This is a genomic window from Candidatus Chloroploca mongolica (genome assembly GCF_004762035.2).
Taxonomy (GTDB): Bacteria; Chloroflexota; Chloroflexia; order Chloroflexales; family Chloroflexaceae; genus Chloroploca; species Chloroploca mongolica.
Genome location: NZ_SIJK02000045.1, coordinates 25,208 through 40,159, shown reverse-complemented (window position 1 = coordinate 40,159; position 14,952 = coordinate 25,208). Strand labels below are relative to the sequence as shown.

The window sequence follows — 14,952 nt, the reverse complement described above, 5'->3', positions numbered from 1 at the left end:
TTGGCGTTTGCAGATTTGATTGATTGGTAGATCATCTGATCTCACACCAAGCGTTAAAGAGATCCCGCCCGAGCCCATCCGTCCCAAACGGATGCGCCAGGCCGGGCGGCTGAAAGCGACTCGCCGGAGCAATCGCATCAGGAGGGGCCACCGCAAGGAGCGGCGCAAAGAGCGCCGTCAGCAGGAGAGTGCCGATCAAGAGCGCGCCTACCGTCAGATTCAACCGTTGCAGCGCCCACATCAAGCCACGCCGCTGCCGGGTACGCGCCCGACGCAGCGCCCGGCGCAGTGGAGCGTGCGCCTGCTTACTCTGATGGAGACCTGGCTCGATCCGCACTGTCATCGTTAGACTGCCTCGTGCCCAATGCGTGGGTCAAGCAACGCATGGACAACATCTACCAGCACATTCAGGAACACGACAATTACCGCAATCAACAGCACCGCACCCAGCACCACCGGCAGATCACGGTCAAAGACCGCCTGCACGAGCAACCGCCCCAACCCGGGCCACCCGAAGATCGTCTCGATCACAAAGGCCCCGCCGAGCATCTGCCCAAGGTAGAGCCCGATCAGCGTAATGACTGGCATCAGGCTATTGGGCAAGAGATGCCGCCCCCAGACCGTAACTGGCCCGAGCCCCTTGGCACGAGCGGTACGCACATAATCAGCACCCTTCACATCAAGCAGACTGGCCCGCACCAACCGTGCCACCACCGCCGCCGCTGGCAAGGCCAGCGCGACGGTCGGCAGGATCAGATGCTGTGGCGTGCCTGCGCCAAGTACAGGTAACCAGCGCAAATGCAGGCCAAAGACCAAGATCATCAACAGGGCAATCCAGAAGGTCGGCAACGCCTGCCCCAACGTCATAAAACCCATCACCAGCAGATCAAACCAACCCCGCGGACGCGCCGCAGCGACGGCACCAGCCAGACCGCCAACGGCAACGGCGACACTCATTGCCGTCACCGCAAGCACGAACGTGTACTTGAACCGCTCGGCTACCAGCATCCCAACGGGACGCCCTGAAATCACCGAGCGCCCCAGATCACCTTCAAAGACGGCTGCCGTCAGAAAGTTGCTGTAACGTACCAGCAACGGCAGATCCAGTCCCATACTGCTGCGGATCGCCGCCATCTGCTCGGCACTGGCGGTTTCACCCACCAGCGTATCGGCGGCATCACCAGGGGCCAGTTCCAGCATCACAAAGGTGAAGAAACTGACGGCCAACAAGACCGCAAAGGCACCAAGCAGACGACGGACGAGAAACCGCAGCATAAGCGCAACCCTCTTACTCTTCTACCGTGGCATCGTTCAGCAACACCCGTCCCATCGCCGACAAGACGACATCATTGACGCGCCCATGCACAGCCAGCATATCCACCGGAGTGTAGAGTGGCTGCCACGGAGCATCGGCCATAATCAGCCGTTGCGCTTCAACATAGATCTGGGCGCGTGCCGCAGGATCAAGCTCACGACTGGCCGCGTCAAGCAGCGCATCGACCTCGGGGTTGCTATAGGCCACCCGATTCGTGCTGCCAATCCGGCTCGAACTGAGGTTGATATTCAACACATCTGGGTCATTCCAATCGTAACGCCAGAGCAACAGGTCATACTGCCCCTCCACCGCCTGCCGACCGGCCGCCGGTGCATCAAGTTGCTGAATCTCGACCGGAATGCCAACGTCCTTCAGTTGAGCCTGAATAACCGTCGCAATATCCTGGTTTGGTGCGCGCGTAAAGGTGAGCAACGTCAGCGCGAGCGGCGTCCCATCTTTGCTCCAGGAACCATCACTGCCCTGCACAAAGCCAGCCTCAGTCAAGAGCATTGCGGTCGCCTCGGGGTCATAGGCCAGTTCACCACTCTGCAAACTCGGGTCAAAACCGGGTAGCGTCACAGCCATTGGCGCAAAGGCAGGCGTACCTTCACCACCGGCAGCAGCCTGGACAATAACGTCTTTATCAATCGCGTGCGAGATCGCTTGGCGCACCAGCAGGTCATCAAAAGGCGGGCGCACCATGTTAAAGCCCATATAGGACAGACTGTTGAGCGTCAGGGGGAGCAGATTGATCGTGGTGTCCTGACGAAGCCGAGTAATCTGATCGGGCAAATTGAGGAAGATCAGATCAACCTCACCGGCCTGGAGTGCCGTCAACTGGGTCGAGGCATCAGGGACAACTTTGAAGATCGCGCCATCGAGGTAAGGAGCGCCCTCATTCGTCACCATTGGGGGAGCCCACGCATAATCCTCGTTGCGTTCAAGTGTAATAGCGATGCCCGTATTCCACTCTTTCAGCTTGAAGGGACCACTGCCCACCGGCTGCTGCGCAAAGCCTTCGCCGAGCGCCTCGACTGCCGTCGGACTCACGATGCTGGCATACGGCGAGGTGATCGTTGCAAAAAAGACCGCCGAGGGTTCGCTAAAGTCAAAGCGCACCGTACGTGCATCAACCGCTTCGATGGTTGTGACGGTACTCAGGCTGGCACCCATTGGCGAGGTACTATCAGGGGCACGGAGGCGCTCGAAGCTGTAGACCACCGCCGCCGCATCAAGCGGCGTCCCATCGTGGAAGGTAATGCCTTCACGCAACGTAAAGACGATACTCAACGCGTCTTCACTGACTTCCCAACTCTCCGCGAGCAACGGCTGGGTTGTGTTCGTCACATCAGCCGCAACGAGCGTATCAAAGAGGTAGGGCAAAACAACATTCTGACCAGAACCCTGCGCACCTGCGGGATCAAGCCCGGTTGGCTCGGTTGTCAACGCACGGGTGACAAAGCCACCACGCACTGGCCCGGTTGGTTGCACCTGTGGCTCTTGCGTAGGCACTTCGGTCGGCGCAACGGTAGCCTCGGGGACGGTTGTGGCCGGCTGTTCAGCCACAGGAGCATCTGTTGGGGCCGCAGTCGGGGCGGCCACCGGGGGACTGCCACAGGCTACCAGCACCAGCAAAACAACGAGCGATAACACCAGACGAAACGGTCGCATAACTCTCTCCACACTAGACACCTATCCGTGACATCTTTTGGGAAGGTCGGGGCACCCGAACACTGCGTCCAACCAACCTTCCCCAAAGATGCCTGATCTTCCTATGGTTGGGAGCGCAAGCGGCCTGCCCATTGCGGCAAGGGGCAGGCCGAGCACCATTACACTGTCTTGGAGAAGATCGGACGACCAGCCGTCTGCGACAGATGGGCATCCAGTTCCATGCAGAGATTACGGACAAAATAACGCCCGAGCGGTGTCACGACAAGCCGATCAGGATGGACAATGACCAGGCCTTCATCGGCATAACCGGCCACCCGCAAGAAGGATTCGTGCATCGCTTCATCAGCCGCCATCGCAAAAGGCAATTCAAGGTTGCACATCAGATGAGTGATCGCCGCTCGCCGCCGCTGATCATCTTCAGTCAGTTTCATGCCGCGCACAACCGGCAGTTTGTCGGCATCAAGACTCTTCTGATAGCGCCCCAGGCCCACATCATTCTGCACATAGTAGCCAGCCATATCACCGATCGAACTGACCCCAAAGGCGACCATGTGCATCGCCGGGCGCGTGGTGTAGCCCATAAAGTTGCGGTGCAGCCTGAGTTCACGGGCGGCCACAGCCATTTCATCGGCCTCAAGCGCAAAATGATCCATTCCGACCCAGTCGTAACCCGCATCAGTCAGGCGCTCGACTGCCATCTGGAAGAGCCCGAACTTGGCGTATGGCTCGGGCAGGCCATTGGTATCAACCTGCTTCTGATTGGAGCGCGATTGGGGCAGGTGCGCATAGCTAAAGCAGGCTAACCGGTCAGGCCGCAACCCGATGATGGCATCAAGCGTCCGTCCAAAGACCGTAGCAGTCTGATAGGGCAAGCCATAGACGAGATCAACGTTGACACTTGCAAAGCCGAGCTCACGACAGGCTTCATAGAGGCCCTCGGTCTGGCTGAAAGGCTGAATCCGCCCAATCGCAACCTGAACCTGCGCGTCAATATCCTGGACACCGAGGCTCACCCGATTGAAGCCAAGCTCACGGTAGAGTTCAACCTGGGCGCGGCTACCGATCCGAGGATCCATCTCAAGCGAAACTTCGCCATTGCGGTCAATAAGAAAGGCTTCGTCAAGCATCGCCATCAAGCGCCGCGTCTGAGCTTCGTTCAGAAAATTCGGTGTGCCACCACCCCAGTGCAACTGCACCACCTGGCGTCGTCCGCCAAGTTGGGGAGCCACCAGCGCAAGCTCACGCTCGACACGATCCAGGTAGGCGTCCACCACATGGGGGTGGCGGGTCACAGTTGCATTGCAGCCACAGTAGGCACAGCGCTCGGCACAGAAAGGCAAGTGAACATAGACCGAGAGTCCATCATCAGGCTGGGTTGCAACCGCAGCGAGGGCCTCACGATAGTCAGCCTCACCAAACGTATGATCCCAGACAGGTACCGTTGGGTAACTGGTGTAGCGGGGGCCGGGCTTATTGTAGTGATCGATCTGTTCAGGCGTCACGCGCACACGGTTCATCACAAACTCCTCATCTTAGGCCACTTATGCCTGCGCCACTCCGATACCCTCTAACTGGTCTTCCAGATCCTCATAGAGCGTGCGCAGCCGCTCGATGGTCGCTTCATCCGCGTCCCAGAAACCGCGGCCATTGGCTTCAAGGAGGCGGCGAACCATGCCAGCCGCCGCGTGCGGGTTCAACTTCGCCAGGCGCTCGCGCATCTCGTCGTCGAGTGCATACGTCTCGGCAACCCCCTGGTAGACCCAGCCCTCCACCGCATTCGTCGTCGCACTCCAGCCATAGGTATTGTTCAGGCGGGCCTCGATTTCGCGGGCCCCTTCGTACCCGTGGGCCAGCATCGCTTCGTACCACTTGGGGTTGAGCAACTTGGCCCGTGTCTCCAAGCGTACCATCTGGTCTAACGAGCCGACCCGGTTCGCCCCAGTGCTGACTGCGTCCGAGACAAGGATCGCGGGGCGTTCGCCACGCAGATGTTCAATGCTCTTGGTAACGCCGCCCAGGCTCTCGTAGTAGGTGTCAATATCCGAGATTCCCACCTCGAAGCTATCGACATTTTGGAAGGTGACCTGGACATTCGCGAGGGCTTTTTCGAGCAACGGGCGCGAGTCGTTCCACTCGCCACCTTTGCCCATCGTGAAACCCTTGCGACTGAGGAAGGTCTCGCTCAGTTGCTCGTCATCCTCCCACGAGCCGCTCTCGACCATGTGGTTAATATGGGCACCATAGCTACCAGGCGCATTGGCAAAGACGCGGGTAGCGGCCTCTTCGAGAGGAAGGCCAAGTTCGGCAGCGGTTGCCAGCGCGTGGCGCCGCACCGCGTTACCCTCAAGTGGCTCATCGGCACAGGCAGCCAGACGGGCCGCCTTGTCAATCAGACGCATCTGGTGTCCAAGGAGATCGCGGAAGATGCCACTCACCGTCACCACCACATCAACGCGGGGGCGACCCAGTTCGATGAGCGGAATAAGGGTGACATCCGAGATGTTGCCCAGTTCGTCAGGCACCGGGCGCGCGCCCATCAGGGCAAGCACCTGCGCCACACCTTCGCAGTCACTCTTGAGATTGTCACTCCCCCAGAGCACCACCGCTACACTTTCAGGCAGGGCACCAGCATCAGCAACGGCACGAGCCAGCAACTCATTCGTCAGACGCTCGGCCTTCTCGACCGCCTGCGCAGTCGGCGCACGCGATGGATCGAGGCTATAGACATTGCGCCCCGTTGGCACCACCGACGGATCACGCACAATATCGTTGCTCGGCGATGGCGTCACAAAGCCACCTTCGAGCCCGTGCAACAAACCGGCGAGTTCATTATCGCTACTGAGCCGGTTGAGCAAATCGCCAAGGAAATCAGCGAGCGGATCAAGATCACGATGATGAATACCGGGCACGTGAAACGGCCCGCCCTCGACAAACCGACGGATCGCGTCCTTGGCAAGCCCTTCGATCCGCTGCCAATCGGTCTGTGCCTCAAGATCGGTCGCCAGGCGCTCGCGGAGGGCGGCATATTCCAGGCCGAGACTGCGGGCGATCAACTCTGGGAAGGTCACGAGCGTACCCCGCAACGAAAACTGATGGAAGGTAGCCGTCAGACTCAGCAGATCAACCATCTCAACTGGTTCGGGGGGCTGACCAAAGACGTGCAGGCCAGCAGGGATCATGCGCTCTTCGATCTGCAGCAACTCGTGGCTCAACGCGGCCAGGTAGGTATCTGGCGCAACCTCAAGCGTCGCGTGCGCCTCACCAACACCGTGCTGCAAGGTCGCATTGGCCTGCTGCATGCCCAGTTTAGCGGCCTGCTCACGGATCACGTCGAGCATCCCGGAGTCGGGCCGCTGGCGATACGCGTCGATACTATCCTTGAGTTGACGCAGACCCTTATAGAGACCGGCCTGCTGCAAGGGGGGCACCAGGTAACTCACGAGCGTTGCTGCACTCCGACGCTTGGCAATCGCGGCCTCACTCGGATTATTGACGCTATAGAGGTAGAAGTTGGGCAGTTCGCCAATCAAGCGTGAAGGCCAATCATCAGCACCGAGGCCAACCTGCTTGCCGGGCATAAATTCGAGCGCCCCGTGGGTACCGATATGCACCACCGCATGCGCATCAAACGTATGGCGAACCCAGGTATAAAAGGCGGCAAAAGCATGGTTGGGGGCCGCATCACGGGCCATCAGCATCCGCATCGGATCACGCTCGTAGCCAAACGGCGGCTGAACCCCAATAAAAATATTGCCCAGTTGCCGCCCGAGGATACGGAAGCGTCGCCCATCGTTCAACAACTCACCCGGTGCCCGCCCCCAGCATGGCTCAATCTCGGTATAACTGGGGAAGAGGCGCATATAGTGTTCGACAGGGAAGGTCGCCGCCACATTGGCATCAGCCCCGTGCGCCAGCGCATTGCCGCCAACCACCAGATTGCGCAGGGCTTCGGCATCCTCAGGCACCTCCACCTGATAGCCTTCCTCCTTGAGCGCCTGCAGCAGCTTATGGAGACTACGGAAAACATCGAGGTAAGCGGCGGTACCAAGGTTGCCAAGGTTCGGGGGAAAGCTAAAGAGCACCAGGGCAAGCCGTTTGTCATGGTTGGGGGTACGGCGCAGCGCCACGCGGCGAGCGATCCGCCCGGCGAGCAACTCAACCTCAGCCATCGCCGGGACAAAGCCATCGCCAGCCGCAGTTGGCCCACCATAGACCAGCGGATCAGCGGCCCCTTCGAGTTCGGGCACCGCCACACTCAACGCCGCCTGCACCGGTGTCAGCCCGGCCCAATCATTACGCCAATCTTCCACCCGTTGAAACGCCAGCGGTACCGGCGCGAGATAGCCAACATCAAGTGCGCCGAGCGCAGCGCGGGCATCGGCGGGGCGGCTCTCGGCGGGGCCACCGACCAGCGCAAAACCACTCGCATTCACCAAGAGATCGACGGTCGCGGCGTGTCCATTGGTAGCAGGGGCACCTCTTTTTGCCTTACCGTAGTCATTGGCCTGGAAAAAGGTCGTAATGGCTGGCCGCATATCAAGGCCGGTCGCATAGGCCATCCGCGCCTCGATGCCACGAACTTCAAGTGCGCGTACCAATGCATCAAGGTGAGCCGTATTGCCACTAAGCGCCACCGTACGCATCGCCAGAATTCCCACGCGACCCTGCTCACCAACCCGCTTGTTGCCTCGCAGCGAACGCCGCCACTTCTGATACTCCTCAAGCGTCGCAAATGGTGCCGGAGCATCAGGATGGATCAGCGCCTGGTCGGGATACGTCACGGGATCGAGCACCGGCAACTTGCCCTTATAGCCTGGCACATACGCCTCGATCAAGAGACAGACCAGGCGATAGACATTCTCGGGCGAGCTATTCGTCCAGTACTGATGCGCAACAATATAGGTATAGAGATCACGCGCCTTGCCGGGGATGAGCTTGAGCACCTTGCTGAGGTTACGCAGCACCGCCAGTTGGCGCCGAGCCTCGCCGGCCCCACCCTGAGGGCGCAACTTCTTAACCCACTGGCGCAGCATGCCGCCCGACTCCTCTGCCTGCGGGGCGAGACTAAACTTGCCAAGGCGGGTCATGCGGATCAGCGCCGGATTGGACGTAATAACCAGCACCGGACACGACGCCGCGCCAAGCAAACGCTCGAGGGGACGCACATACTCTTCACCAAAGAGGCGTGCCCCAAAGACAAAGGCAGCCCCCTTGAGATCACGTTCAAGGCGCTGCCAACCCGACTCATCGCGAAGCGAAGCGGCGTCGTAACAGGCGGCATGCACCTCAACGCCGTGCTCGGCCTTGATCCGGGCAGCGGCAGCGTGCAGAGCCGCGGCGTGATTGCCATCAATGGTGAGAAAGATAATCCGCATGCGCAAACCCTTCCCCGAAAGGATGATTGTAGTTCAGACTGTGAACTACGGCAACATTCTAAGCCAATGATTATTTCGCCTGAAAAGGTATATTAATCCGACGGAGACCCGGCTAGCGCTGGGCCTGCACCAGAGTTACGTGATAGAAGCCACAGCTAATGCGCTGGGCACGACACACCTTCATTCCGGCATCAGCGAGTGTTGAGCGCACCAACGCATCAGGGATCATCTGGATGGTCGTGCGACGCTGACTGCGGGGAAAGAACCCACCAACACGATGGAGTGCGGCGAGCAGGGTACTGTGAGGTGCATAGGTGAAGAGGAGGGTCTGTTCGCAGCAATTGGCCAACTGGGCCAACATCAAGGCAAAGGGCTGGGCTGGATAGTGAATGAGCACATCGAAACAAGCAACCACATCATAGCGTTCCTGCAACTCTTCGACATCGGCGACCCGAGTCGTAACCCGCTCAGCGAGACCGGCCTGAGTTGCGGCCTCGGCAGTTGCCGCGACCATCTGAGGGGCCAGGTCAGTCGCCGTGACCTGAAAACCACGGCGGGCTAGCTCCAGGGTAAAGAGCCCGGTGCCACAACCTGCGTCAAGGGCCGTCGCATCAGCCGACATGGCCGTTGCGTCGAGCCACTGGCTGGCAACGGCAAGCATGGTGGTATGGCCTTCCCGAATCGACCGTCGAATCGGCGAAAGTTCGGCTTGACCATAAATTGCCGACCAGCGTTCAAAACCTACCCCATTGAAATACTGGCGCAACTGAGCCTTGTGCCGAACCAGATCCATAGACCACCCACACTTCCAGACAGATTACGTAGTGCAGACTGCAAACTACGTTCGTGCAACAAGATTATAGCACTATAGTCAACATTGCATGTGTATATGCAAAACCTGTGCAAGGCTCATCCTCAGGCGTTATTTGCCATTCTGATGAGGTAAAACAATGTTTAAGGCTTGCTACTATTCATAATAAAGACCTTTTTTCACAAGGAACTATGCTGTGGTAAAGGCCATATGTTACAATAGACATAGTCTTGACAAACCAGGGTTGAGGCCATGTCAATCGATAGCATACTCATTTTCCTTCTTGCCGTATCATCCATCGTGGCCTTTTTACTGGCCATCTATGCCCTACGCCACCGGGCGATGCCCGGCGCAGTCTCGTTTAGCTTAATGCTCGGCGGTCAGAGCGCGTGGGCAGCTTTTGCCCTCAGCAAAGCCGTCACCCCTACCCTCACGGGGCAGATCATCTGGGATAACCTGATCTTTCTCGCGGTTGACGTGACTGTTGTGGGGGCTTTGCTCTTTGCGCTCAGCTATACTGGCCGTCAAGAACTAGCCCGTCGGGTCCGTTATCTGCTGATGATCATTCCGTTCCTCAATATCCTGCTCATCTGGTCGGATGCGTTCCACAGCCTCGTACGCACCAATGTTACGATGCTGACTGATGGTGCCATTCCCTGGCTCTTCTACAGCTACGGACCGTGGTTCTGGGTCATCACGAGCTATCAATACCTCTTAATTGGGGCAGCCATTCTGATTCTTGCCGAGGCTGCGGCGAAGGCAACCCGCCATGCCCGTCTGCAAGCCTGGGCCTTGCCCTTGAGCCTGCTCTTGCCCACCATGATCTCGCTACTGGTCGTGATGCAGATTGTCCCCGTGCCAGCCATCCCCGACTTTGAGGTTTCACCAATCAGTTTTCTTGTTGGCTACCCGATTATGGGCTGGAGCATCTTTTATAAACGGCTCTTTGAGTTGATGCCCATTGCCTATGACATGCTCTTTGAGAAGTTGCCTGATAGCGTCCTCATTCTTGATGAGCACAACCAGGTCGTTGCGATGAATCAAAAGGCATACGAGCGCCTGGGGGCGAAACAGCGCCTACCCATCAGCCTGACGAGCCTGCTCCCAGAGTTGGGACCCACGACGAAGCCGAACAACAGCGATCTATTCGTCACAAACCTGAGCCATACAGAAGCCAGCGGCGAACGGGTGCTCTACGAAGCCGTGATAACGCGCCTGCACGACCGTTGGGGCAGGGTCGGAGGGATGCTGGTCGTGCTGCGCGATATTACGACGCAGGCCGAAGCTAACGAGGCGCTACGTGAGAGCGAAGGAGCCTTTCGCGAACTCGCATTTGAGCATGCCCGCCTGTATGAAGAGGCCCGGAAGCGCGCCGATCAGGTCGAAACCTTACGGCAAGCTGTCGCCACGGTAGCCGCTACCCTGGATGCCAACGAAGCCGTTGGCCGAATGATGGAGCAACTGGCCCACGTGGTGCCTTATGACGGTGCATCGGTGCAACTCCGCTGCGGCGAATACAGTGAAATCTTCGATTGCCGCGGTTTTGCCCATCCAGCGCAGGTCAAGGGCCTGCGTTTTCTGATCAAACCAGGGAGTTATGAAGAGGCGATCTACGAGCGGTCCGAGACGATCCGACTGGCCGACACCCAACTAGAACATCCTGAGTTTACCCATCCACCGGATATGATCATTCGCTCGTGGCTCGCCTTGCCCCTGATTGTTGGCGAGCGAGTGATCGGCATTCTAACGATTGACAGTCAGCAACCGAACTTTTTCACCGAAGAAGACGCCAGTATCGGGCGGATGTTTGCCAGTCACGTCGCGGTCTCTCTTGAACAGGCCCAGATGTACGGGCGTGAGGTGCGCATGCAGCGCCGCCTGACCGAATTGCAACAGGCGGCGCGCCAGATTGCGGCCCATAGCGCCAACCCCGCAGCCCTCTTCCACGAGGTCTATCGTGCTGTCGAGGGCCTCCTGGCTGCTGAAGTCCTCGTGATCAGCCGTTTTGACCTCGGGTGCAGCGAGGTTTGCGATCTCTATATCGCTGATCCGCGTGAGAGTCGCGAAGGCGGTTGTTATGCCTTTGCCAATAGTTTTGCCGAAACCCTGCTAGCTCGCGGTCAAACCTGGTGCCTCACCCATCTCAATGATACCGAGTTCCACCCTGAACTCCCGGGTTTCAGGCTCACGAGCCGCACCATGCTTGCCACGCTGCTGCATGGGCGCGAGGATGTCATCGGCATGATGGTAATCCATAACCCACAGGCTTCTGCGTATAGTGACGATGATCTGGCCCTCTTTGATCTGCTTGCCTCGCATGTGGCGACGGCAATGGAGAATTGTACGCTCTTTGCCGAAGTCGAACGGCTCGCAACGACCGACCCGCTGACGGGCCTGGCGAATCGGCGCCATTTTTTCGCCGTGATGTGGCAGGCCATCTTGACCGCACGGCGACAACGCCAGCCGCTTGCGCTGCTCTTGCTCGATCTTGATCACTTCAAACTCATCAACGACACCTATGGGCACCAGGCAGGCGACCGCGTCTTACAGAGTGTTGCCCAGACCTGCCAGACGTGCGTACGGGCCGACGATCTTGTTGGGCGCTATGGAGGGGAAGAATTATCTGTCTTGATGCCCAGTACCAATTTTGAAGGAGCCGCCCGCGTGGCTGAGCGTATTCGGTACGCGATCGAAAGCCTGCGTGTCCAGGTCGATGAACACGAGATCCAGGTCACGTCGAGTATTGGCGTTGTCGTGGAGACAAGCCTCCACAATACGCACCTCGATGAACTGATCAGCCGGGCCGATCAAGCCCTCTATGCGGCCAAAGATGCTGGTCGCAATTGTGTGCAGATCTGGGGTGAAACGAATAGCAGATCGCTCGAGCAGTCAGTGACGTAACGGCGGCGCCGTGCCCCGACGGGGGGTGGGCACGGTGGGCACGGTGGGCACGGCGGGCACGGTGGGCACGGTGGGCACGGCGCCGCCGTGCCGCTACTAGGAACGGCGGGCAAAAAAACGATGCACCATTTCGGTGTGCAACGGAAAAGCCAGTTCGACCGGATTGGTGATGATCAGGCGGGCTTCGGCTTCGCGATTGCTCCGGAAAGGTGACAAGTCACTATCGTGGAGTTGTGGCCCGAGGCCAAAGACGAGGAGATACCCATCGGGGGTACTGCGGGTACCAAAATCGGTAATCTGTTCCGCCGCAACCGTAACGCCAGCCTCTTCGCGAAGTTCGCGGGCCGCCGCATTTTGCCAACTCTCGCCCATCTCGATAAAGCCGCCTGGCAAGGCAAGTTGCCCTTGCCGAGGCGCTGCCGCACGGCGAATGACCAGAATGCCATCATCAACAGGCTGCAGAATCAAGACCACCGGCAGTGGATTACGATAGGTCGTGCTGCTACAGTGTGCACAGACACGGGGCCAGCGCTGACCGTCAAGAAAAGGGCGTCCGCAAAATGAGCAATAGCTATGCTGGCGATACATATGTCAGGCTCCGATAGCACAGGTGGTAGCATATCAATGCATTATACGCGAAGTTAGCGTAGGCAAGGTTTCAGGGGGCAGAGCACCATAAGACAGCCTTGGAACCTTTGCTTACCGAAGGCCGAGCTCGGCAAGCAGGCGTTCGGGCTGACGACGAAACTCTTGCCACGGGCGTTCACCCCGGACAATCGCCCCAAGAATCCGCCAGAGTCCCGCCGTAACAGGAACTGACATCCCGGTTGTCGTTGCTGCCGCCGCCACCGCACCATAGAGTTGTTCACCCTCGGAACGTGTTCGTCCAGCCCGCAAATCGCGCAAGAGCGAAGGATCTTTGCCTCCGCGCCCACCGCCAACCATGCGGCGCATCAGGATCCGCAGGATCGGGCCAGGTATGAACGGCGCAAACCGCGCAATGGTTGCGGCCGGATACCCTGGGAGGTTCACGGGATGGATGCCGAGTTTGCCCATCACAGCCAGCGTCTCATACGCAACGGTCAGATCAACCTGAACCAGGCGCGAATTCGCGTAGATCTCGGGCACCGGCATATCAAGAATAGCGGCCTGCGCATTGCCAAGCATGTTGAGCAGGGCTTTCGACCATTTCATCGAGCGGTAGTCAGGGTGCAATTCGACGGGAAAATCGGCCTGAGTAAAGATCTCGGCCCACCGGTTGACCCGTGTTGCCGGGGTCATCCCAGCCAGGCCAATCCCACCGGCTTTGGTCACGACCACCTCGGTTGGCGCAGGGAGTTCCACCGAGGTGGTAATGCTGCCCGCAATGATCTGTTGCTGACCAAAGGCCTCGGCAAGCAATTCTTCGTTGCCAATGCCATTCTGGAGGGTCAGGATCCGACCGGGTTTGAGCGCACGCAGCGTTGGAATCACCCCGGACGTATCGTAGCCCTTGACACACACAATCGCCAACTCGGGCATCTGATACGGCGCGAGTAAATCATCGGTTGCCTCAGCCGCATCGACGCGCACCCGGCGCGTCTCACCTTCCAGCGTGATGCTCAACCCTTGATCAAGCAGGGCTGCCACTGTCTGCGAGCGTGCCAGCACAGCGCACTCGCTGCCGGACAGAGCCAACCGGCCAGCCACCTGAAGGCCAATGGCCCCACCGCCAACAATCACGATAGCCACGGTTCCCCCTCAAGAGGCAGCCTGTTTCTGCCAATAGCGCACCAGACCAAGCCAGCTTAACTCGACTGCGCCCGACTGCTGCGTAAGAGCGGCGAGTTCGGTGTCATCGAGGCTCGCGGCTTCGGCAAGCGCCTGGGCTTCAAGGGCAGCAAGCTGCTCAGCCTCACTCTTGCCACTGGTCAAACCGGTGCGCACCAGTTCACCCCAACGCAGCAACCGTTCACGAACATCCGCCAGGTGGAACTCGACATCAGGATAGGCCCCAAAATGGGTTAACATCAGCCACTGGGGGCGCAGGCCTTTAATCAGATCAAGCGTGCTCTGCCAGGCAACCAGATCAACATCGGGTGGCGGGGTTGCCGGGCGCGTAAAGGGCTGCAACTGACGGCGGACACCGGTGTTATCGCCGACAAACGCCGCCTCGCTCTCCTCGTCGTACCAGACGAGATGATGCTTGGCATGCCCAGGAGCATCGTAGGCATGCAATACACGCTTGCCAAGTTGGAGCCGTTCACCGCCAACCAGGGTCGTGATCGCCGTTGGCGGCACAGGAATTGTCTGCCCCCAGAGCATCTCGAGCTGATCGCCCCAGAGCTGGCCAGCACTCTTGACCAAGCGGGACGGATCGATCAAGTGCGGCGCCCCACGCTCGTGAACATGCACCTGAACGTGGGGGTTCTGCGCGAGGATCGTGCCCGTAGCCCCAGCGTGATCAAGATGAACGTGCGTCAGAATAACATGGCGCAGATCTTGCAAGCTCAGATCATGCTGCGCAAGGGCCGCCTCTACCGTTGGCAGCGTACCGGCGGGCCCGGGATCAACGAGCGCAGGCTCATCACCAAGCAACAGATACGTCGCGACAACTCCTGGCCGTCCAAGATGGAGCGTATCGAGGGTCAGGATTCCGTGAGGGTACGTTTGTGTATTCATGGGTATGATGATACCACAAGGTAGCGGTTTGACCAACCGCTACCTTGTGGTGAAGGTGAATTGCCTCGGCAACGTGCCAGCTGCGCTGGCACGTTGCCGAGGCATACGTACGGGTAGCCTCATCCGTCACGTCGCGGTAGACGCCGTGCATCAACCGGTGCGCTGGCACGTTGCCGAGGCATACGTACGGGTAGCCTCATCCGTCACGTCGCGGTAGA

Annotated in this window: 10 protein-coding genes; 1 reads left to right on the top strand and 9 read right to left on the bottom strand. The window is 59.0% G+C overall.

The genetic code is table 11. From position 1 onward, the window contains the following. Positions 1-31: 31 nt before the first annotated feature. The 6 genes from EYB53_RS19340 to bchM form a co-directional block, all read right to left on the bottom strand. Positions 32-343, bottom strand: a complete 312-nt coding sequence (locus EYB53_RS19340; protein ID WP_135480048.1) for a hypothetical protein — start codon at positions 341-343, stop codon at positions 32-34. A gap of 2 nt (positions 344-345) precedes the next feature. Continuing rightward, positions 346-1,275, bottom strand: coding sequence for an ABC transporter permease (locus EYB53_RS19335; RefSeq protein ID WP_135480046.1), 930 nt, complete (start codon positions 1,273-1,275; stop codon positions 346-348). Positions 1,276-1,288: 13 nt separating this feature from the next. Beyond that, positions 1,289-2,986 (bottom strand): ABC transporter substrate-binding protein, encoded by a 1,698-nt coding sequence (locus EYB53_RS19330; RefSeq protein WP_135480044.1) that lies wholly within the window; start codon positions 2,984-2,986, stop codon positions 1,289-1,291. A gap of 158 nt (positions 2,987-3,144) precedes the next feature. Beyond that, the gene (gene hemN / locus EYB53_RS19325; protein WP_135480042.1) at positions 3,145-4,503 is read right to left on the bottom strand and encodes an oxygen-independent coproporphyrinogen III oxidase; all 1,359 of its coding nucleotides are present in this window, start codon (positions 4,501-4,503) and stop codon (positions 3,145-3,147) included. A gap of 24 nt (positions 4,504-4,527) precedes the next feature. Continuing rightward, on the bottom strand, positions 4,528-8,361 hold the full coding sequence (gene bchH / locus EYB53_RS19320) for a magnesium chelatase subunit H (RefSeq protein ID WP_135480040.1): 3,834 nt from the start codon (positions 8,359-8,361) through the stop codon (positions 4,528-4,530). Positions 8,362-8,473: 112 nt separating this feature from the next. After that, the gene (bchM, locus tag EYB53_RS19315) at positions 8,474-9,154 is read right to left on the bottom strand and encodes a magnesium protoporphyrin IX methyltransferase (protein WP_135480038.1); all 681 of its coding nucleotides are present in this window, start codon (positions 9,152-9,154) and stop codon (positions 8,474-8,476) included. 270 nt (positions 9,155-9,424) lie between these two features. Between bchM and EYB53_RS19310 the strand changes: the two genes are divergently transcribed. Continuing rightward, a complete protein-coding gene (locus tag EYB53_RS19310; RefSeq protein ID WP_135480035.1) occupies positions 9,425-12,073 on the top strand; it encodes a diguanylate cyclase in 2,649 nt (882 codons plus the stop codon). A 96-nt stretch (positions 12,074-12,169) separates the two neighbouring features. Here EYB53_RS19310 and EYB53_RS19305 read toward each other — a convergent pair whose 3' ends face one another. The 3 genes from EYB53_RS19305 to EYB53_RS19295 all read right to left on the bottom strand — a co-directional run bounded on the left by EYB53_RS19305 (position 12,170) and on the right by EYB53_RS19295 (position 14,734). Next, positions 12,170-12,661 carry an NUDIX domain-containing protein gene (locus EYB53_RS19305; RefSeq protein WP_135480033.1) on the bottom strand — a complete coding sequence of 164 codons (492 nt, stop codon included), beginning with the start codon at positions 12,659-12,661 and terminating at the stop codon, positions 12,170-12,172. A 111-nt stretch (positions 12,662-12,772) separates the two neighbouring features. Beyond that, a complete protein-coding gene (locus EYB53_RS19300) occupies positions 12,773-13,804 on the bottom strand; it encodes a ketopantoate reductase family protein (RefSeq protein ID WP_135480031.1) in 1,032 nt (343 codons plus the stop codon). A 9-nt stretch (positions 13,805-13,813) separates the two neighbouring features. Further along, on the bottom strand, positions 13,814-14,734 hold the full coding sequence (locus tag EYB53_RS19295; RefSeq protein ID WP_135480029.1) for an MBL fold metallo-hydrolase: 921 nt from the start codon (positions 14,732-14,734) through the stop codon (positions 13,814-13,816). Positions 14,735-14,952 lie beyond the last annotated feature (218 nt).